The organism is Vreelandella sp. F11 (genome assembly GCF_042466685.1).
In the GTDB taxonomy this organism is placed as follows: domain Bacteria; phylum Pseudomonadota; class Gammaproteobacteria; order Pseudomonadales; family Halomonadaceae; genus Vreelandella.
In genome coordinates this window covers 1,021,741-1,040,026 of record NZ_CP170448.1, presented here as the reverse complement: position 1 = coordinate 1,040,026, position 18,286 = coordinate 1,021,741, and the positions used below count along the sequence as shown (strand labels likewise).

Genomic DNA, 18,286 nt, shown 5'->3' with positions numbered 1-18,286 from the left:
TTGCTAGGCAAACTCGGTATTTCAGTCGGTATCAATCTCAGCAAGACCGCTAGTGCTGGCCTCAGCACAACTCTCACGTAGAGCGGCACCCAGCTCGGCAGCGTTGGGATGATCGAATACCACGCCGGGGGCTATCTCGATGCCGAACTGCTTACGGATGCGGGCCACCAGCTTGATCACCAGCAAGGAGTGCCCACCCAGTTCGAAGAAATCGTCATCAATGCCTACCTCATCGCGACCCAGCAGCTCAGCCATGGCTTGGCACAGGTTGGCTTCCACGGCATCCCGGGGCTTCACCAAGGTTTTTCTTTCCGCAGTTTTTTGTGCCAAGGCTTCCAGCACGGGGGTATCTACCTTGCCGTTACCTAGCCGGGGGAAATGCTCAACAGGGATAAAACGAGAAGGACGCATGGGTTCAGGCAGTAGCACAGTCAGCTGCTCGCGAAGCTGGGTCTGGCCCTCAGCAGACATCGCCTCGGAGTCTCCGATCAAAAACGCTACGAGTTCGTGGGTATCAGCCCCCCGACCCATCAGGCGAACCAGGCTCTGCTTAACCCCTGGCTGTGCTTGCAACACGCTTTCGATCTCTGCTGGTTCAATACGAAAACCGCGTAGCTTGATCTGATCGTCGGCTCGCCCAATCAGGCGTACGCCCCCCTCGGGCAGTACACACGCCAGATCGCCGGTGCGATAGAGCCGTTCGCCGACAATAAAGGGATCTTCGACAAACGCGGAAGCATCGCTATTGAGATAACCCCGCGCCAGTTGGGCACCGCCCAAATACAGTTCACCCACGGCACCGGTGGGGGTCGCTTGCAAGTTATCGTCAAGCACTCGGTAGCGGCAGTTCGGTAGCAGCTGGGTTAGCGGCAACGGCCCTGCCATATCCTGCGACAGCGATACCGGGTGCAACATAACGCCCACCGTGGCTTCTGTGGGGCCATAGTGGTTGTATAGTTGGCACTCGGACGAGATCCGCGCAATGCTCGAAAGTAAGGTAGGTGAAGCTGCCTCGCCGCCTAGAATCACTGTTTTCGGCAACCGGGGGACTTCGCACTCCAGCAGAGCTTCCAGGTGAGACGGCACTATTTTGAGCGCATCGATATCGGCCGCCGACATAAAGTTCGCAAAGTGATCGCCATCCTGCAGATCGTCAGGCTCAGCGATCACCAGGCGAGCACCATTGAACAAGGCACCGAACAGCGCCGTATTGCCCAGGTCGGTGGCCAGCGACCCGGTCAGTGCCCAGCGCTGGCATACCGATAGCCCCATGGCCTTTGTGGCACCGGCGACGTAGTTGAGCAGTTGACCATGTTCAATCACCACACCCTTTGGAGTACCTGTGGTGCCAGAAGTATAGAGAAGGTAAGCCACGTCACCGAGTTCTGGCTCTGGAAACGGTAATGCGCCACCTACTTCTTCCACTTCTTGTGGCAGCCCTACACTGTGGATACCGGGAAGAACCAGTGCTGCGTGTTCTGCCTCGGCGTTTTCAGCGTTCACCACTAGCGCAGGCTGGGCATCCTCAAGCATCTGCCGTTTACGGTCTACGGGCCACTCAGTGTCGAGCGGCAGGTAGGCGGCGCCTACACGCCATACTGCCAATAGCAGCACGACCAAATCGGTGGAACGGGGCAAATCAAGCGCTACATAATCTCCACGCTTAACGCCCTGACCATCCAGCCACCGAGCGATATCATTAACGCGGGCTTCTAGTTGGGCGTAACTCAACGTACGGCCCTGCTCCTCAATGGCAACGGCATCCGGCGTCGATTCCGCCCATGTAGTGATATGGGTAGCTACGCTACGCTCGCCCACATCGAGCACACTGTCCTCAATCGACAGTAATCCCTGCTGTTGCTCAGGAGAGATAAGCGGCACCGAAAATAGCTTTTGCGCTGGGTCAGCTAGGCCCGCCTGCAGCAGCGCCTGGTACTGATCCAGCAGGCACCCGGCCGCCGCTCGGCTATAGCAAGATGGGTCGGCGTAGAGCGTCGCCACCACGCCGCTCTTACTGCGGCCTATCTGCAAGGCAAGTTCAAATTCTGCCGATGGCCCTGGCAACTCTCGCAAGCGCCACTGCAAACCTGCCGTATCTAACTCATTCACGCCTTCTGAAAATGCGAACCCCACTGCGAGGTGGCGCTTATCATGCAGCGCGTCAATCGACCAATACTCTTGGGCTTGGGTATGCGCTTCTAACTGCTCTGATAAACGGGCGATACAGCCAGAGAAATCGCTATCAGCGACACCTTCAACCAGTACCGGCAGTACCTTGTCGAAGAGCCCGATCGCCCCTTGCATCACCTCGTAATCCTGACGGCAGTCGTGTTGCCAGCCACCTAGCACACGCTCACTGCCACTAATCCTGGCGAGTAACGCCCACCAAGCCGCCTGCAGCACTGCCTCTGCGGATACTTGAAGCTTGTCTGCCAGGCTATCGATACGCGCCACCAGGTCTGATTCGAGCCGACAAGCCACATATTCATGTTCTACCCGCACGTCATAGCGATTCGCTTGCCTTGCAGGTAAACGGCATGCGCCTGCCTGCTCGGCATGCTGCTGGTGCCTTTGCCAATACTCACGGCCCTCTTCGGCGTCATCGTCGTTTTCGAGCGAAGCGCGCCACTCGATGAACTGGGAATACTGCAGCGCCGACTCCTCATCGGCGCCTCCGCTCTGATCGTAAGCATCCGCCAACGCCGAGAACAGCGACTGCAGACTGCCGCGATCCGCCACCAACGCCGAAACAGCCAGTACTAATACCCAGGCGGCTTCACCCGTTTGCAGCAGCACTGGACGCAGCAGCTCGCCACTCTCAACGGCCATGGGCCGGTGCTTCAGCGACTCGCTAAAGTTATTAAGAAAGTCGTTGGGCTCGTTGAGCAGCACTTCCTTATCATCGCTGCCGCGTAAGTCTTCATATCGACACTCAATAGCAGGTAGCTCTTCAAGCGCCTGGTGTCGCAGCCCGCGATACCCCGCCATGCTCTTCAAAGCCGTAGATAGGGCTTCATGCTGTTGCCTAAGGTCGCTCAGTGCTTGCTCCAGCCGCGAGCTATCAAGCGCACCCTGAATATCGACCACCATGACATTAGCCTGCGCCGATGCTGCCTGCTGGGTATCATTTTCATTAGCTTCCACCGCCACCAACACTGCGCGCTGCTCAGGGCTAAGCGGCCAATGGGCAAGGTTCTGCTGTTCCGTTATCGCATTCATTTATTGACTCCCAAACCCCGTGACTTCATTGACCGACCAACTCGGCATCGGCACTTGCTCCTTGAGCCTCTTCCAGCGCCGAACGCTCATAGATGTCTCCCATCGCTACCACGATCTTGCGTGGCCCCTCGTAGGGATCCCGGGCATGGGCCGCTAACATGTTGTCGACCATCACCACATCGCCCCGGCGCCAGTCGAAGCGCACGGCACAAGCTTCGTAGGCCTCGCCGACAACCTTCATCATCTCGTCGCTAATCACGGAGCCGTCGCCGAAATAGACATTACGCGGCAGGCGCTCCTGGCCAACCATGCCAAGCAGGTCTTCCTTCACATCAGGCTCAAGGCAACTGACGTGGTGGAGCTGCACCTGATTGAAGAACACCCGGTCACCGGTCACTGGATGAGTGACTACCGCAGGGCAGCGCGTGCGTGTCTGCAGCTCATCGCCCCCAAACCACTGCCACTCGATTCCCCCTTCTTTGAGCCGCGCTTCAACCTCCTCCCTGCTATCGGTTTTGAAAAAGTCTCGCCAGCTCACGTCCAGGTTGCGGGTGAAGGTGCGTACATAAAGCAGCCCTTTGCGCTCGAACTCCTCCACCACATCGGCGGGCAGTTGGCGCAACATCTCCCGGCAGTCCACGATCGGTGTGGCACCTCCCACGGGAGAGGGGAATTCGCAGAAGAACAGTTGCTTGCGCGGCCAGCGCTCCAAATGCGAACTTTCGTTGTGATAAAGAATCATCTGGCGCTCGGGATAGGGGGTTGAACGGTAGGTATTGCGCCCCCCTTCTTTCTTGGGCAGGTCACCATAATTGCCGTAAAGTCCCGGCTGGATAGCCTCGGCAAAGGCTTCAAACTCTTGCGGTGTGGTCAGACCAAAGTTACGGAACAGGATGCCTGCATGCGTGCGTAAGTGTTGCTCGATGAAGTCACGCTGGGAAGTTGCCCACGCCACCGCATCAAGGTCAGCGTCCGTCGCTTCGATCACGAGAGGAAAGACCCGTTTCTCATCGAGCAATGCCGTTCGTATCGGTGAGTCACTCTTGGTCGAGGGGCGCGTACCTGGCTGGGATTTCAGGCTGCCAAGCTTGTTGAGTTTGGCACCTTTTGAAAGCTTGTTTTGCATAGCGTGTTTCTCCATTAGGGGTAAGCGAAACTCCTCAACGAGCGTGCTGGGAGCTTTCACGATCTGCGCTAATAGCGACTGCCAGGCACCGGTCAGGTGCTCGATGGTTTCGCGTCGGTATAAGGCAGTGGCATAAACCCACTCGACTGATAGTCCGGTATCGCTCTCATCAACGAATACCGCCATATCGAACTTCGACTCCTGCCGGGGCTGGGGCATTACCTCCACCTCAAGACCCGGAAGTGAGAACCGCTCGGTTGGCGTGTTTTGTAGTACGAAGAGGGTTTGTATTAGGGGGGAACGATCCCGCTCACGGCTGATGCCCGAAAGCTCGACAATTTTGTCGAAGGGAACAGTTTGATGATCGAATGCATCCAGCACGCTGGTCTGTACTTGCTCAAGCCAGTGGCCGAAATCAATCTGACCATCAGCCAAACGAGATCGCAGCGGAATGACATTGACGAAAAATCCGATTAGCGGCTCAACATCAGGATGGCTACGGCCAGCGACATCGGTTCCCACCACTAGGTCTTGTTGACGGGTCTGGCGATGCATCAACAGCTGAAAACTCGCCAATAGAAGCGTAAATAGCGTGGTGCCACGCTGTGCGGCAAGCTTGTTCAACGCTTGTGATAGGTCTGGACTCAGTGTCATGCTCAGGGCACTACCGGCATGGGATGCTTGGCTGGGCCTGGCGAAGTCCCCCAGTAGTGATGAGAGCTTAGGAGCATCGCTGAGATAGCGACGCCAGAAGGTTGCACTTTGCTCGAAGGCCGCTCCCGACAGTGCTTTCTCATGCCAAGCGGCGTAGTCCACGTACTGAATACCCAATTCGGGCAATTCAGACTCCTCCCCTTCCAGTAATTCCCCGTACAGAGTGGCAAATTCCCTGATGAATACGCTCGTGGACCAGCCGTCGAAAACGATGTGGTGAATGACCAGCACCAGGGCATGCTCTTGTGCGCCAAAACGCAGTAAACCCGCCTTAATTAGTGGCCCAGCGGCAAGGTCTAACGGTGTGTTCGCATACTCGGCGAAGGTATCTTGCAAATATCGCTGCTGCTCCCGTTCAGGAAGATCACTGCAATCCAAAACAGGCAGTTCGATGTTTCGCTGATCCTCGATAACTGCGATGGGATCACCACTCTCACTTTCAGGGTAGTGGGTACGCAATGCTTCATGCCGCGCAACGATGGCATTAACGGTGCTTTCCAGAACCTCTATGTTCAACTCCCCTTTCAGGGAAAATAGCGCCGGAAGGTTGTAGGCGGCACGCTCACGGTCGCCCGCCTGACTTGCCAAGCGATCAACCAGCCAGAGCCGGCGCTGGACAGGTGCCAAAGGTAGTTCCACATGGCGGGAAATCGGTATCAGTGGATTCTGACCACCTCCCTGATGGGAGGCCGCAGGATCCGCTAACCGCCGCTCTATTTCATCAACCACATCACCAAAGCGCGGCTTTTCCATGACCGATCTGGTCGGGAAATCAATCGCCCAATGATCGCTAATGCGTGAAGCCAACTGCACCGCCGCCAGAGAATTACCCCCGCTGGCGAAGAAGTGGGCATTGCTTCCCAGCGGCGTTTCCTTGTTGTCTCCCAGCACTTGGCGCCAGAGCTTAGCTAACGTCTGCTCCGTTTCGCTCCCAGATTCCACGAGAGATTGTGATGCCTTGCCACCGCTGGCGTCATCGTCGCCGCCGCTGACAAAATGCCCAAAGGCGTAAATGGCGTAGGCATCCAGTCTACCCACTTCCCAGCCTTGGCGGCAGGCGCTGCGCTGCAGTTTGCCGCTGGAGGTTTTGGGGAGGCCTCCAGGGTTAAGCAGTAACACTACCGAAAGCGGCTCGTGGCAAGCGCTCCCCACCGTCTCGCTTAGCGCTTCGACCAGCTTCTCGGCGGGCACTAGCTTCTGTATGCCGCGGGAGACCTCTGCCGCAACGCCAATCCCTTCAGCGCCTTCCGGCGTGGTCACTGCAAAGGCCGCCACGCGCCCTTTGCGCACTGCTTCCACTTCCGCCTCGATAACGCTCTCAATATCCTGGGGGTAGACGTTATGGCCGCGCAGTATGATGAGATCCTTGATGCGCCCGGCGATATACAGCTGCCCTTCGTGCAGAAAGCCTAGATCGCCGGTGCGCAGCCAACGATCATCACGAGCGTCGTGGTTCTGTGCATCAGTATCATCGGTGCGCTGCCAACTGACCCCATCGCGGGTGACAAAGGCTTGCGCTGTTGCTTCTGGGTTCTGCCAATACCCGTGTGCCACGCTGGGCCCATTGACCCAGATCTCGCCGACTTCACCACTGGGCAGCGAGTGAAGCCCCTCAGGATCGACAATATCGATTGCGTGACCGGGTTCCGGTGTACCGCAGCCCACCAGAGTGTTGCCTTCAACCGCTGAGGCAGCCTTCCCCTCGGCCAGCGACTGTTGAGAAAAAGCCGTGCCCACCACACCTGTACCGCGCGAATTACAGCTAACCAATAGCGTCGCTTCGGCCAAGCCATAACAGGGTGCTGCGGTGTCAGCGGCAAAGCCCGCCGGGCGGAAGCGTTCGATAAAGCCAGTGAGGGTATCGTGGCGTACCGGCTCGGCGCCTGAGAATGCGACCCGCCAGCTAGATAAGTCGAGCGCCTCAAGCTGCTCGTCGCGGATACGCTCAAGACACAGCCGGTAGGCAAAATCGGGGCCACCGCTAATGGTACCCCGGTGGCGGGAGATCGCTTCCAGCCAGCGTACCGGCCGCTGTAAAAAGAAGGTGGGGCTCATCAATACCGCAGGAATACCGCGATAGATGGGCTGCAGCAGGCCGCCAATCAGTCCCATGTCGTGGTAAAGCGGCAGCCAACTGACGAAAACATCGTCGGCACCAATCGAGAAGCCCGTCTCGATAGCACGCTCGTTCGCCATCAGGTTGCCATGGCTGACCATCACGCCTTTGGGCGTGGCCGTGGAGCCTGAGGTGTACTGTAAAAAGGCGATATCACCACGCTTTGGGTGATGCTCAATCCAGTGTTCAGCGCGGCTCTCATCTAAGGCATCCACGGGGATCAGTTCGGCGCTGCCGAAGCCTTCGCTTGCAGATGCGACCACATCAATAATCGTCGTAGAGGTAAGCACACAGGCAGCCTGGGAGTCGGCGGCAATGGCCAACAGACGCGCCAGGTGCTGCTGTTTGGCCGACTCCGGCGGGAAGACCGGCACGGCAATTACCCCGGCGTACAGGCAGGCGAAGAACGCCACCACGTAGTGCTCATCGTTATCCAGCAGGATCAAGGCACGCTCACCCGCCGGGAACCGCTGCTGTAGCTCGCTGGCCAAAGCACGCGAACGCCGCTCCAAGGTGGCGTAGTCAAGGGTAGTTTCGCCTTGAGCGTTCACCACAATCAGCGCCCTGTCATGGGGCCTTTCCTGAGCTAAGCGACTTAAATGCTCTACAAAGTTGTTAGAAGCACCGTTGTGGGGCGAGCTACTGCAAGTTGTCTGGGCGTGCCTAATATTCATATGCGTACCTGCTGGAATTCCTGGCCGTGGGGTTGAGCCGTTATCTTCAGTCTTTGGAGAGGTTGCCGTGCCCTTCCGCCATGGCGACGACGACTTTGCGCGGCCCTTTAAACGGCGTGCGCGCATGGGCAACCAGCATGTTGTCGAGCATCAGCACATCGCCTGCCTGCCAGGGGAACATCACCGTTTCTTCGGCCAGAACACCGCGAATCTCATCGAAGATGGCATCGTCGATGGGGCTACCATCGGCAAAGAAGACGTTGCGCGGCATGTCTTCGGGATCAAGCAGCTCTTCCAACGATTCACGCACTTCTGGCTGCAGGTTGGAGACATGGAAAAGATGGCCTTGGTTGAACCACACCTGCTCACCGGTGACAGGGTGAGTCTCTATGCTTTGGCATAGCTGGGTAGTGCGCAGGTCGCCATCGGGCTTCCACTCACAGCGAATACCCGCGCGCTGGCAGAATGCCTCCACTTCGGCGCGGTCTTCGGTGTTAAACACCTTTTGCCAAGGCATATCGAAATCGCCGTAGTTACGTACGTAGAGAATGCCGGGGGCAAAGCGCTCGCGGATCTCTGCGGGCATACGGCGGTAAATAGCGCGGCTATCGGCAATGGGGGTTTCACCGCCCTCGGGAGAAGCGGTGACGCAGTGGAACCAGATTTTCATCGGCCACTCGCGGGTGTAGGCCTGCTCATTGTGAAGGGGAATATGTTGATGAGCGGGATACTCGGTCGAGGTATAAATGCCTGACGAAACCGCTGAACGCGGTGTTGAGGCGAACTCATAGCTCAGCAGCGGATGACCAAACGCAGCGGCAAACTGCTGAAAATCGTCCACGGAGGGAACATCGAAGCCTCTTAGCAGTACCCCACCGACTCTGGCCACCAGCGACTCAATATCAGCACGCAACTCGCCAAAGGCTTCCAGTAGTGGCTGCCCTGGGTAAGAGGGAGAAATCATAATGGGCAGCTCTGAATCAGCAGGCCCCTGACGTTTGGATATGACGTTGGTTGGTTGCGTTAGTGTTGCGCTTTGGCTGTCCATTATTGATCTCCTAAAAAGTCGTTGAGTAGCGTTAGCTCTGGATATAGCTCTTGACATAGCCCAGGGCAGCGGCATAGCCACTCGGCGCTGGCAGCGGCCATGCTTGCAAAGGTGATGAAACGGGAAGCGAGTGCTCAAGGTGATAGGTGTCTGGCGGCCCTAAAGAGGAAGTGATCGAGAGCGCCCGCAAATGATCAGCAATGCCCAGGCCCAGGGCTTTGAGCACCGCCTCTTTAACCACCCAGCGCTCCATAAAGGGCAGTGCGTGGTCGAGCTGCTCACTCGGCGATAGCACCAGCCCTTGCAGCGGCGCCAGTTCGGCCTCGGATCGGCAGCGCTCAATATCGACCCCCACCGCGCCGCCGGGAGCAAGCGCGATCAGGGCGACATGGCCAGAGTGGGAGACATTGAAAGCAGGCCCACCAGCGTTTTCCAACGCGGGTTTGCCGTAAGCGCTCTGAGTGAACACCAGCTTTTCTGGCGCTATACCGGTGTGCGCGGATAGCAGTCGCCGCAGGGCAGCGCGTGTCGCCACGGCGCGCACGACATCGGCGTGATGGCGAAGCCGCTGGGCGCGCTGCCACTCGGCTCGACTCAGCAGACGATCATCGTCGTCGGCTACCGGGGCATTCAGATCGAGCGCTAAGCGCCATACCTCAAGCCCCTCGGGCACCCCTTCAGCTAACCGCAGGCGCTGCATGGGGCACCTCCTCAAGCCGTCGGGCCAGTGCCCGCTTTAAGGTATCCAGCACTTGCGGTTGCTGCTGGCGAATAAAGAAGTGCCCCCCTTCGAACCAGTCTAAAGAGAACACCCCGCCGGCTTCCCGCTGCCACGCTTCCAGACGCTCTTGCTCAATATCGTCTTCACGCCCGGCGAGTACCTGTAGGGGGTAAGCAAGCGGTGACCCGCCGCGATAGCGGAAACTGCGGCAGAGGCGATAGTCCGCCATCAAGATATCGAGGGTAAGGCGCAGCAGCTCAGGGTTTTCGAAGACTTCCTCTGGGGTGCCGCCCTGTTGGCGCAGATCCGCGATTAAGGCCTTATCGTTATCAAGCCCCGCTAAACGCTCTGAGTCGCGCATTGAGGGTGCCGCACTGCCTGAGGCGAATAGCATCCGTGGCTGAGGGCGCCCCACATCGCGTAAGCGTGCCGCCATGCCATAGGCCAGCAGCGCCCCCATGCTGTGGCCGAACAGGGCAAAATCACCGCGCAACCGCGTTGCCTGCTCTTCGCACAGCCGCACCACCTGGGTCTCGAAGTCATCGATAAGCGGCTCACCCAGGCGTTCGCCACGCCCAGGCAATTCGACGGGATACACCTCGACCCAGGCGGGCAACTGGCGCTTCCAGCGTAGATACATGGTGGCGCTGGCCCCGGCGCAGGGCAGGCAGAGCAGCCTTAAACGCTTAACCTGCATTCACCTGCTCCGCCTCAGCGCCGGCCTGCTCATCCATCCACTGGCGCAGCGAGAGTGGCCGCATATCTGTCCAGGTCTTTTCGACGTAGGCTAAGCAGGTTGGCTTATCGCCCAGCACGCCGGTATCCGTCCAACCGGCAGGAATCGCCTTCCACTCTGGCCAGAGGGAGTACTGCTCTTCGTGATTGACTAATACGCGGAAGACACCATCTTCACGATCAAAACAGCTTGTCATGGAATTAACCTCATCGTTGCCAAAGGAATGAGAAGTAAAACGCAATTGCTTCTCATTACTTAGTGACGAGTGAGGAACCAGAAAATTTAATGCTGGAAAGGAAGAAAGTAGAAAAAATAGGGGGAGGGGTCGCTAGGGCGTCGGCATAGCATGACTCTTGCCAGGCTAAAAATTGCTCCAGCGGGAGGCAGCGTTAGCTCGCGACCATTGAGTTAGCCTGAAAGTCGAAGGAGGAGAGTAAAAAAACAGTGGTTTATCAGCTGCGCTCATCACCGCTTGGGATCAGCCCCGTTAACAGCCATAGCTGTTCGGCTTCATGGAATACCCGGCGGTGCTGGGAAGAAGCCGCTAACCAAGCATGCAGTGCTTCGCGATCAGCGTCGCTTAACGTCTCTTCATGCTCGCGCATCAGCCAATCTAGCGCTGTTTGCCAAACGGCATCGTCGCCGCTGTCGTTATCCATCGTTACTGTCAAACCTCGCTATTGCGGCCTGCTTATTACCTGCCTATGGAAGCGTCTGATATTCTCAACGCTATTGGCTGACAGTGTAACAAAGCGACAACAAAGAGGGGACGGAACGCCGATTTACTTATCTGGCAACGACCGACCTTGTAGCGACTGGTGGCAATGAGTCAGCGCATCGCGAATCATAAAGTTCACTGACGTGGTAGAAACACCTAGCTGTAGCGCCACTTCCCGCTGGGTATGGTTTCCCGAACGATAAAGCTCAAAGGCGCGTCGCGTACGCTCTGGCAGTTCGTTCAACGATTCGACCACCTGGGTCAATGCCTGGCGATCAATGGCAATCACCTCAGGTGAGTGTGACGCACAAGAGGCGTTATCCCCCTCCTCTGCTTTTGCAAACAGCGCTGACTCAAACGCGGAACGACGGCAGCGGTCAATGGCGAGATTGCGCACCACCCGTGACACATAGGATATGGGCTGTTTTACCTCAAAAAGCGTGGTTGCTTCTGAAATTTTCAGATAGGCATCCTGCACAACATCATCGGCTTGATCAGCATTGCCCAATACTTTTGCGGCGACACAACAGAGCCGGGGCCGCTGATTAACGAAGATGTCTTCTAACTCAGCGCTCCAGGTCTGGGTATCCACAGCACGGCCTCCTGCCTTGATTAACACCACGGAATAAATGGCAACAATTATTATTTGCGTTACCATCGGGTAAGTCAACCGGTGTGAGCTAATCCACTTTTTATAACGATATGCTGGTTGATTTTTTGTTGGCTCAGTTAATAGCGACATGTAACGGGGGGATCTCTCATACGCCAAACGCATAGATGACCTACCATTAAACCAACTTTACGCCTGTCATCGGCGTGTCATGAATGGCTAGTTACATTGAATGGATACAGTTTTAGCCATTCACTACGACACGATGAATGCCCAGGAGAAACACAATGCTTGATAGCAGCAATGACCTGCTCGAAACGGTGAAGCAGGCGGCGTACGAGGCGGGTGCGCTGTTACGCGAGGGATATTCGCTCAAGGGTAGGATTGCCTTTGAACAAAAAGGGGCGTCAGACTTTGTCAGCTACTACGATACGGCTGCGGAAAACATCATTATCGACTGTATCAGCAGCGTTTTTCCCGATATCGCGTTCCTCGGTGAAGAGAGCGGTCTGACACCCACCGATAGCCACTATACCGTGATCATTGACCCTCTTGATGGCACCAGCAACTTCCTGCATGGAGTGCCTCATTTCTCGGTCTCTATTGCAGTCACCAAGGGAGATGAGCTGATCATCGGGGTTGTTTATCACCCCTTGTTAGATGAAATGCTGTGGGCAAGCCTTGGCATTGGCGTCTTCCTCAATGACACACCGCTCAGTACGCCGGAACCGCGCCCGCTCAACGAGATGCTAATAAGCACCTGCCTGCCCTACCACGCCAAAGGCGACTGCACGATAGCCATAAGCCAACTCGCCGCCTTAATGCCTCAGGTAGCCGGTATCCGCAGCCCAGGCTCGGCGGCACTGGAGCTCGCTTATACCAGCCTGGGCCGCTTTGATGCCTTTTGGTCTCAAGGGGCCGCGCTCGACTTTTGGGATATCGCCGCCGGTGTCGTGATTGCCCGAGAGGCAGGCTATACCGTCACGGATCTCTCTGGTGCGGCGAATCCCGCTCAATGGAGCAGCTTACTGGCAGCACACCCTGAGAGGCATGGACAACTGCTAGCGTGTTTAAAGGCCTGCTAATCAACGATCAATGTGCCCTTACAGCACACAGCTTGTTTCGCAGACGCAAACAGTCAAGGCTGAAAGCAGGCACAGCTTACTTCTTGTTCTTTCCTCTCTGGCACGCCTTTAAATGGGGATTGGCCTTACAAATATATATTAATTAAACATGATGCCCATTAGCGTTCAAAGGTTGTCATCGAAGAACACATGAAACCTGCCTACACTCAAAAAACCCCTTTCGCGGTAAAGAGAATTTCGCTGATGGCGCATTCAGATTTTCTAACTAGTACATTTCTTATTGGTGGCCTGCTGTTCGCTAACATTGCTACCGCTCAAGACGAGACTGACGCAAAACTCTGGGATGATGCCCTGATTAAAGCGGCACAACAGGTAACGCTGGGCCCGCGCCCGCTGTTCCTGGTGAACGACATGAGCACGGATAACGATCACGAGCGTGAACTGAAAGCCTCTTTATTGAGCTGTGCGGCGGAGCAAACCCAATGGCAGCGGTCTCCCTTGGCGATTGGGCATCGTGGTGCGCCGTTACAGTTTCCAGAACATACTCTCGAATCTTATATTGCCGGCGCTCAAGGCGGGGCAGGCATTCTTGAGTGCGACGTCGCCTTCACTGCCGATGAGGAGCTCGTCTGCCGTCACTCTCAGTGCGATTTACACTACACCACCAATATCGTTGAGACCGACTTAGCTGAAAAATGCAGCGTGCCTCCCGCTTTTAATGAAGAAAACGGCGAGCTAACGAATGCGGCAGATATTCGCTGCTGTACCAGCGATATTACCTTAGCCGAGTTTCGTAGCCTGCAAGGCACTATGGAGGGGGTAAACACTGATGCAGCTACCCTTGAAGAATACCTGGCAGGCACGCCCGAATGGCGCACAGAGCTTTATGCTACCCGCGGCACATTGATGAGCCATGCCGACAGTATTGCGCTGTTTCAGCAGCTTGGCGTGCAGATGACCCCAGAACTGAAAGTGCCTGAGGTTGAAATGCCGTTTACGGGTCATTCAGAGGGCTTTACGCAGCAGGCTTACGCCCAGAAGATGATAGATGAGTACAAAGCGGCAGGCGTTTCCCCCAGCGATGTCTTCCCGCAGTCATTCAATCTGGATGATGTGCTTTATTGGATTGAACATGAACCTGAGTATGGAAATCAGGCGGTTTACCTGGATGGCCGCTACAGCGATGGCTCCTTTGATCACACAACCCCCGATACGTGGCAGCCAAGTATGCAGTCGCTGGTGGAAAGCGGCGTTCAGATAATCGCCCCGCCTACCTGGATGCTAGTTGAAGCGAATCCAGAGTTCGGCAGTGACGAGCTGGAAAAGCGTCTGCAACCTTCACTTTATGCCCGCCGCGCCCGGGAAGCAGGCCTATCCATGATCACCTGGACACTTGAGCGCTCGGGGCCGCTGGAGGAAGGCGGCCAGTGGTACCACAGCACCACTGACGATGTTATCCAGCGTGATGGCGACAAACTGATTACCTTAGATGCCCTCGTTAACGAGGTAGGGGTCATTGGCGTATTCAGCGATTGGCCAGCCACGGTTGCTTTCTATGATAACTGTGCGCAGCGGGGCGCGCCTTGAACTGCATGCAGCGAGCGGTGCCGGGGTTTGGCTGAGGTGCCACTGGGCGTCGTTCCGACGCCTCCCGCGGGTGCCTCAAACGCTCGCTGAACTCGCGTTCTCGTTACCACGCGCTACGGGATGTGCACGAAGCTGGATCGATGGGTTTTGTAGTGCGGCGTAAGCGTCAGCGCACCCGCAAAAGCAGCGCGAAGCGGTGCCGGGGTTGGGCTGAGGTGCCTCTAGGCGTCATCCCGCCGCCTCCCGCAGGTGCCACCAAGCTGAATCTATGGTTTTTGTAGCGCGGCGTAAGCGTCAGCGCACCCGCAGCGGCGGCCCGGCGCAAAAGCAGCGCGAAGCGGTGCCGGGGGTGGTGTGCACCTCCCGCGGGTAATCAAAGGCTGGCTGGGGCTTATCCACTTCTCTGCTTCCCCAAACCGCGTTTCCCTTCTCTTACGAAAATCATTTCATTTTTTTGTTAAAAATGAGAACTATTAGCACTAGAATGGAGCCATTATCATTAACCCCATTGCCAGGAGTGATTCATGTTCGAGGTCAAAGGCGCCACTTTTGAGATTAATGGCAAGCCGATTCTAAATCCCATTGACCACAGCTTTCATGAAGGCAAGGTTTACGGCCTGATTGGCCACAATGGCTCAGGCAAATCGACCTTAATTAAATTAATGGCCCAACAGCAGCCCACCAGCCGTGGTGAGATTCACTTTGACCAGCGTCCGCTGAGTGATTGGGGCAACCGTGAATTTGCCCGCCAGGTGGCTTACCTACCCCAGCATTTACCCAGCGCCGAAAGCCTTACCGGGCGCGAGCTAGTGGCTTTTGGCCGCTACCCTTGGCACGGTCTTCTAGGACGCCACAATCAGAAAGACAAAGAGGCCATTGATCGCGCCATCGCCCTGACGCACACCGAGGCCTTTGCCGACCGCCTGGTCGATACGCTCTCCGGTGGTGAGCGTCAGCGGGTGTGGCTGGCGATGCTACTGGCTCAGGGTAGCCGTTTCCTGCTGCTGGATGAGCCACTAGCGGCGCTGGATATTGCTCACCAAGTCGAAGTGCTGGCGCTGATCCGCAAGCTGTGTGATGAGTTAAATCTGGGGGTTATTATCGTTCTCCACGATATCAACATGGCATCGCGCTACTGCGACGAGCTGATGGCACTGCACAGCGGTCGCTTGCTGGCCCATGGCAGCCCGGGTGATTTGATGAGCTGCAGCACCTTAGAAGCGATTTATGGCCTACCGATGCAGGTCATGAAGCACCCCAACGGAGAGCACAATATCGCCGTGGCTCAATAGCGCTATTCTCCGAGGTCAGACACTTTTAAAAGCACTCATTCGCAATCAAAAGCTTCAACTGATACGCATTATCGATTAAGCTGAATGCCATATTTTACCTGTGTGCTGTGTCAAAACCTTGTGTTAAAGCCCTGTGATGGAGCCCGCGATGCCCTCTGCTCTGCGTCAGCCACAACTGTTCGAGCCCTCATTGGCCGCCTGTTATACCGGGCCGTTGGCAAACTTTACGCCGCCAATAATTGGCGGCACGCCGCCCCTGGAAGCGTTCAACACCGCCCGCTGGCGGGATGCCCGTTGGCTCAAACAGGATCTCTCTCGTTTCGCTGAACAGTACCCAGGCGGTGACCTGCGGGCAGTGGTTTCGATCTGGTCGAAGTGGCACCTCAGCGCGCTAACCGTTCCCACGTTGACGGCCAACCTGCTGCTTAACCGTGACCTGCCGGTGGGGCTGGACGAGATGCAGGTTATCTTTAACGATAAAGGCACTACCTCGCGGCTGTGGCTACCCCACGAAGGTACGCCGATCACCACACAAGATCCTTTTGAGCGTTTTGCGACGTTGATTGAGCAGCACTGGGCACCGTTGATCGAACAGTTATCGGCCATCTCCGGCGCCGCTCAGCGAGTGTTCTGGAGCAATGCCGGTGGCTATCTGGACTTTTACGTCAATGCGCTGGGCGAGCATCCGCTTGCCAGTCAGCAGGCGTTTGAAGCCGCCAAGGCGCTGCTGGAAGCACGCAACCTGCCCAACGGCAAGCGCAACCCGCTGTTTCAGCCGGTGCGTTACTTTACGCCCAAGGGGAGTGAAGAGGTTAAGCGGGTGCGCAAGCTCTGCTGCCTGCGCTACTTACTGGATGAGTTTGATACCTGCGGTACCTGCCCCCTTGAGGGTTGCGACCTGGAGGCGCGCAAACGCGCCAAACAGGCCGCCCGTTAATGCGGTTAGATATTGATCTGAGCAACGGCATCTTCACTTGCCCGTGCACGCTGTTCGCCTTTCAGCTCGCTTAGCTGGCCCTTCGACATCTCCAGCAACCGGTCGGCGTGGACGAAGTAGCTGTCGTCATGACTGATGGCAAACACGGTTTTCCCCATCGCTTTTAAGTTCGGTAACAGCTCGCGGTAGAACAGCCGCCGGAACTGCGGGTCTTGATCCGCCGCCCACTCGTCCAGCAATAAGATATCGCGCTTTTCGGCAATGGCCAGCAGTAGCGCCAGACGCTTACGCTGGCCTTGGGAGAGCTGGGTGTTGATGACACGATCCCCTTCCCACTGCAGCTTGTGCTGCATCTGCAGCCGCTCAAGCCAGGTATCGACGACCTGCGGGTCAGCGGGCAGCCCTTCAGGGCCCATGGTCTGATCAAACTGATGGAAATCGGTAAACACGCTGGCAAAGCGGGCGCGAAACGCATCCCACTGAGCAGCGGTGACCACTTCGCCATCAATCTTAATAGTGCCGCTTTGGGGGCGGTATAACCCCGAGAGCAGCCTTGCCAGCGTCGACTTACCGCTGCCGTTGCCTCCGATCAGAAACACCTGCTCACCGCGTTCTAGGGTCATATTGAGCGGCCCTACCTGGAAGCCTTCGCCCTGGGCAGTGTCCGGGTAGTGGTAGGTGACTTCCTCCAGTTCCAGGCGCTGCCAATCGGCCAGCGTATCGTCGACGGCAAAGCTTGACTGGTACTCGGCCAACTCCAGGCTGCTCAATTTATCAAAAGCGACCTGGGCACTGATCAGCGTTGGCCAGGCGCCCACCGCCTGAATCAGCGGCGTGCGCAGAAACAGTAGCGTCAGCGCAAAGGTGGAAGCCACGGTGGTATTCGCCCAGCCCAGACCATTAGAGAGGAAAAACACCACGCCTATGGCGCCCAACATCATAATGTTAGACCAGTTATTGGCGCTTAAATGGTAGGTATCGGCGCGGATAATGTGGTGGCGGTAGTCGCGTGCATTGGCGGTATAGCGCTCATCGTAAAAGCGCCGGGCACGGTCGCGGTTCAGCGCCAGCTCTTTGCGCCCTTCAATGGCCGCCTGGAAATCTTTATAGAGGCTGTCTTCGCTTTCACGCACCAGGCGAAAGTGGCGATACACTCGCGACACCAGCACCCAGCCCACGCCCATGGTGAACGCAATCCACACCACGGTGATCACCACCATTTGCGGCGAGAGCCATGCCAAGTAAGCCACCGATGCGAGTGTTAGCACCACACCTTGAATCAACTCCGGGAGGCGCACAAAGCCAATGGTGATGTTTCGCACATCGCTGGACAGACTGGCCAGCAGGGTGGCGTTGCCCAGCTGCTCCAAGCGCTCAATATCGGTGTCGAGAATCCGCTTTACCAGCCGTGAGCGTAGGTCAAATACAAAGTGATGCCCCAGCACGGTCAGCGCCAACTGCGTACTGAGCGTAACCGCCAGCAGCACCGCCAGCAGGCCTAGAAATTGCGGCAACGCCGCCATACTGCCTACTTCAATCAGCCGCTGATTGATAAACGCAATCACCCCGACCCCTAAGCCAGCGCTCAGTAAGCTCAGAGCAATGGCGCCTAAAAAGGGCCAGCGGTAGTGATGAAATACTAAGCGCAGCAGTTCCATGTGACTCCTTGCCTTCCTGTAAAGAGCGCTGAAGTTTACCAGCAG

13 protein-coding genes are annotated in these 18,286 nt (G+C 56.8%); 4 read left to right on the top strand and 9 right to left on the bottom strand.

Annotated features, from left to right (window positions below; all coding sequences use genetic code 11):
• Positions 1 to 21: 21 nt before the first annotated feature.
• The 8 genes from ACFIOZ_RS04735 to ACFIOZ_RS04700 all read right to left on the bottom strand — a co-directional run bounded on the left by ACFIOZ_RS04735 (position 22) and on the right by ACFIOZ_RS04700 (position 11,664).
• Positions 22 to 3,219: a non-ribosomal peptide synthetase gene (locus ACFIOZ_RS04735; protein ID WP_386082543.1), complete on the bottom strand. Its 3,198-nt coding sequence runs from the start codon at positions 3,217 to 3,219 to the stop codon at positions 22 to 24.
• 25 nt (positions 3,220 to 3,244) lie between these two features.
• Positions 3,245 to 7,849, bottom strand: a complete 4,605-nt coding sequence (locus tag ACFIOZ_RS04730) for a condensation domain-containing protein (RefSeq protein WP_386082542.1) — start codon at positions 7,847 to 7,849, stop codon at positions 3,245 to 3,247.
• Between the two features lie 46 nt (positions 7,850 to 7,895).
• On the bottom strand, positions 7,896 to 8,897 hold the full coding sequence (locus ACFIOZ_RS04725) for a TauD/TfdA family dioxygenase (protein ID WP_386082541.1): 1,002 nt from the start codon (positions 8,895 to 8,897) through the stop codon (positions 7,896 to 7,898).
• Positions 8,898 to 8,928: 31 nt separating this feature from the next.
• Positions 8,929 to 9,597, bottom strand: a complete 669-nt coding sequence (locus ACFIOZ_RS04720) for a 4'-phosphopantetheinyl transferase family protein (RefSeq protein ID WP_386082540.1) — start codon at positions 9,595 to 9,597, stop codon at positions 8,929 to 8,931.
• Positions 9,575 to 10,315, bottom strand: coding sequence for a thioesterase II family protein (locus tag ACFIOZ_RS04715; protein WP_386082539.1), 741 nt, complete (start codon positions 10,313 to 10,315; stop codon positions 9,575 to 9,577). The genes ACFIOZ_RS04720 and ACFIOZ_RS04715 overlap by 23 nt, the downstream gene beginning before the upstream one ends.
• Positions 10,305 to 10,550, bottom strand: coding sequence for an MbtH family protein (locus ACFIOZ_RS04710; protein ID WP_226248056.1), 246 nt, complete (start codon positions 10,548 to 10,550; stop codon positions 10,305 to 10,307). Before ACFIOZ_RS04710 ends, ACFIOZ_RS04715 begins: the two co-directional genes overlap by 11 nt.
• A gap of 256 nt (positions 10,551 to 10,806) precedes the next feature.
• A complete protein-coding gene (locus ACFIOZ_RS04705; protein ID WP_386082538.1) occupies positions 10,807 to 11,013 on the bottom strand; it encodes a FecR/PupR family sigma factor regulator in 207 nt (68 codons plus the stop codon).
• Between the two features lie 123 nt (positions 11,014 to 11,136).
• Positions 11,137 to 11,664, bottom strand: a complete 528-nt coding sequence (locus tag ACFIOZ_RS04700; protein WP_386082537.1) for an RNA polymerase factor sigma-70 — start codon at positions 11,662 to 11,664, stop codon at positions 11,137 to 11,139.
• A 305-nt stretch (positions 11,665 to 11,969) separates the two neighbouring features.
• On the opposite strand from ACFIOZ_RS04700, the gene ACFIOZ_RS04695 reads away from it, so the two are divergent.
• From ACFIOZ_RS04695 to fhuF, 4 genes are all read left to right on the top strand, one after another.
• Complete coding sequence (locus ACFIOZ_RS04695; protein ID WP_386082536.1) at positions 11,970 to 12,767, top strand: inositol monophosphatase family protein; 798 nt, start codon at positions 11,970 to 11,972, stop codon at positions 12,765 to 12,767.
• Between the two features lie 243 nt (positions 12,768 to 13,010).
• Positions 13,011 to 14,354 (top strand): glycerophosphodiester phosphodiesterase family protein, encoded by a 1,344-nt coding sequence (locus ACFIOZ_RS04690; protein ID WP_386082535.1) that lies wholly within the window; start codon positions 13,011 to 13,013, stop codon positions 14,352 to 14,354.
• Positions 14,355 to 14,878: 524 nt separating this feature from the next.
• Entirely contained in the window at positions 14,879 to 15,646 is a 768-nt protein-coding gene (locus tag ACFIOZ_RS04685; RefSeq protein WP_386082534.1) for an ABC transporter ATP-binding protein, read from the top strand.
• 148 nt (positions 15,647 to 15,794) lie between these two features.
• Positions 15,795 to 16,583: a siderophore-iron reductase FhuF gene (fhuF, locus tag ACFIOZ_RS04680; protein ID WP_386082533.1), complete on the top strand. Its 789-nt coding sequence runs from the start codon at positions 15,795 to 15,797 to the stop codon at positions 16,581 to 16,583.
• Positions 16,584 to 16,588: 5 nt separating this feature from the next.
• Here the strand turns inward: fhuF and ACFIOZ_RS04675 are convergent, their stop codons facing one another.
• The gene (locus tag ACFIOZ_RS04675; RefSeq protein WP_386082532.1) at positions 16,589 to 18,241 is read right to left on the bottom strand and encodes a multidrug ABC transporter permease/ATP-binding protein; all 1,653 of its coding nucleotides are present in this window, start codon (positions 18,239 to 18,241) and stop codon (positions 16,589 to 16,591) included.
• Between the last annotated feature and the right edge of the window lie 45 nt (positions 18,242 to 18,286).

Excerpts from the sequence above, each read along its gene's own strand:
- ACFIOZ_RS04735 (WP_386082543.1), bottom strand. The coding sequence starts at position 3,219 with ATGAATGCGATAACGGAACAGCAGAACCTTGCCCATTGGCCGCTTAGC.
- ACFIOZ_RS04730 (WP_386082542.1), bottom strand. The coding sequence starts at position 7,849 with ATGAATATTAGGCACGCCCAGACAACTTGCAGTAGCTCGCCCCACAAC.
- ACFIOZ_RS04725 (WP_386082541.1), bottom strand. The coding sequence starts at position 8,897 with ATGGACAGCCAAAGCGCAACACTAACGCAACCAACCAACGTCATATCC.
- ACFIOZ_RS04720 (WP_386082540.1), bottom strand. The coding sequence starts at position 9,597 with ATGCAGCGCCTGCGGTTAGCTGAAGGGGTGCCCGAGGGGCTTGAGGTA.
- ACFIOZ_RS04715 (WP_386082539.1), bottom strand. The coding sequence starts at position 10,315 with ATGCAGGTTAAGCGTTTAAGGCTGCTCTGCCTGCCCTGCGCCGGGGCC.
- ACFIOZ_RS04710 (WP_226248056.1), bottom strand. The coding sequence starts at position 10,550 with ATGACAAGCTGTTTTGATCGTGAAGATGGTGTCTTCCGCGTATTAGTC.
- ACFIOZ_RS04705 (WP_386082538.1), bottom strand. The coding sequence starts at position 11,013 with ATGGATAACGACAGCGGCGACGATGCCGTTTGGCAAACAGCGCTAGAT.
- ACFIOZ_RS04695 (WP_386082536.1), top strand. The coding sequence starts at position 11,970 with ATGCTTGATAGCAGCAATGACCTGCTCGAAACGGTGAAGCAGGCGGCG.
- ACFIOZ_RS04690 (WP_386082535.1), top strand. The coding sequence starts at position 13,011 with ATGGCGCATTCAGATTTTCTAACTAGTACATTTCTTATTGGTGGCCTG.
- ACFIOZ_RS04685 (WP_386082534.1), top strand. The coding sequence starts at position 14,879 with ATGTTCGAGGTCAAAGGCGCCACTTTTGAGATTAATGGCAAGCCGATT.
- fhuF (WP_386082533.1), top strand. The coding sequence starts at position 15,795 with ATGCCCTCTGCTCTGCGTCAGCCACAACTGTTCGAGCCCTCATTGGCC.
- ACFIOZ_RS04675 (WP_386082532.1), bottom strand. The coding sequence starts at position 18,241 with ATGGAACTGCTGCGCTTAGTATTTCATCACTACCGCTGGCCCTTTTTA.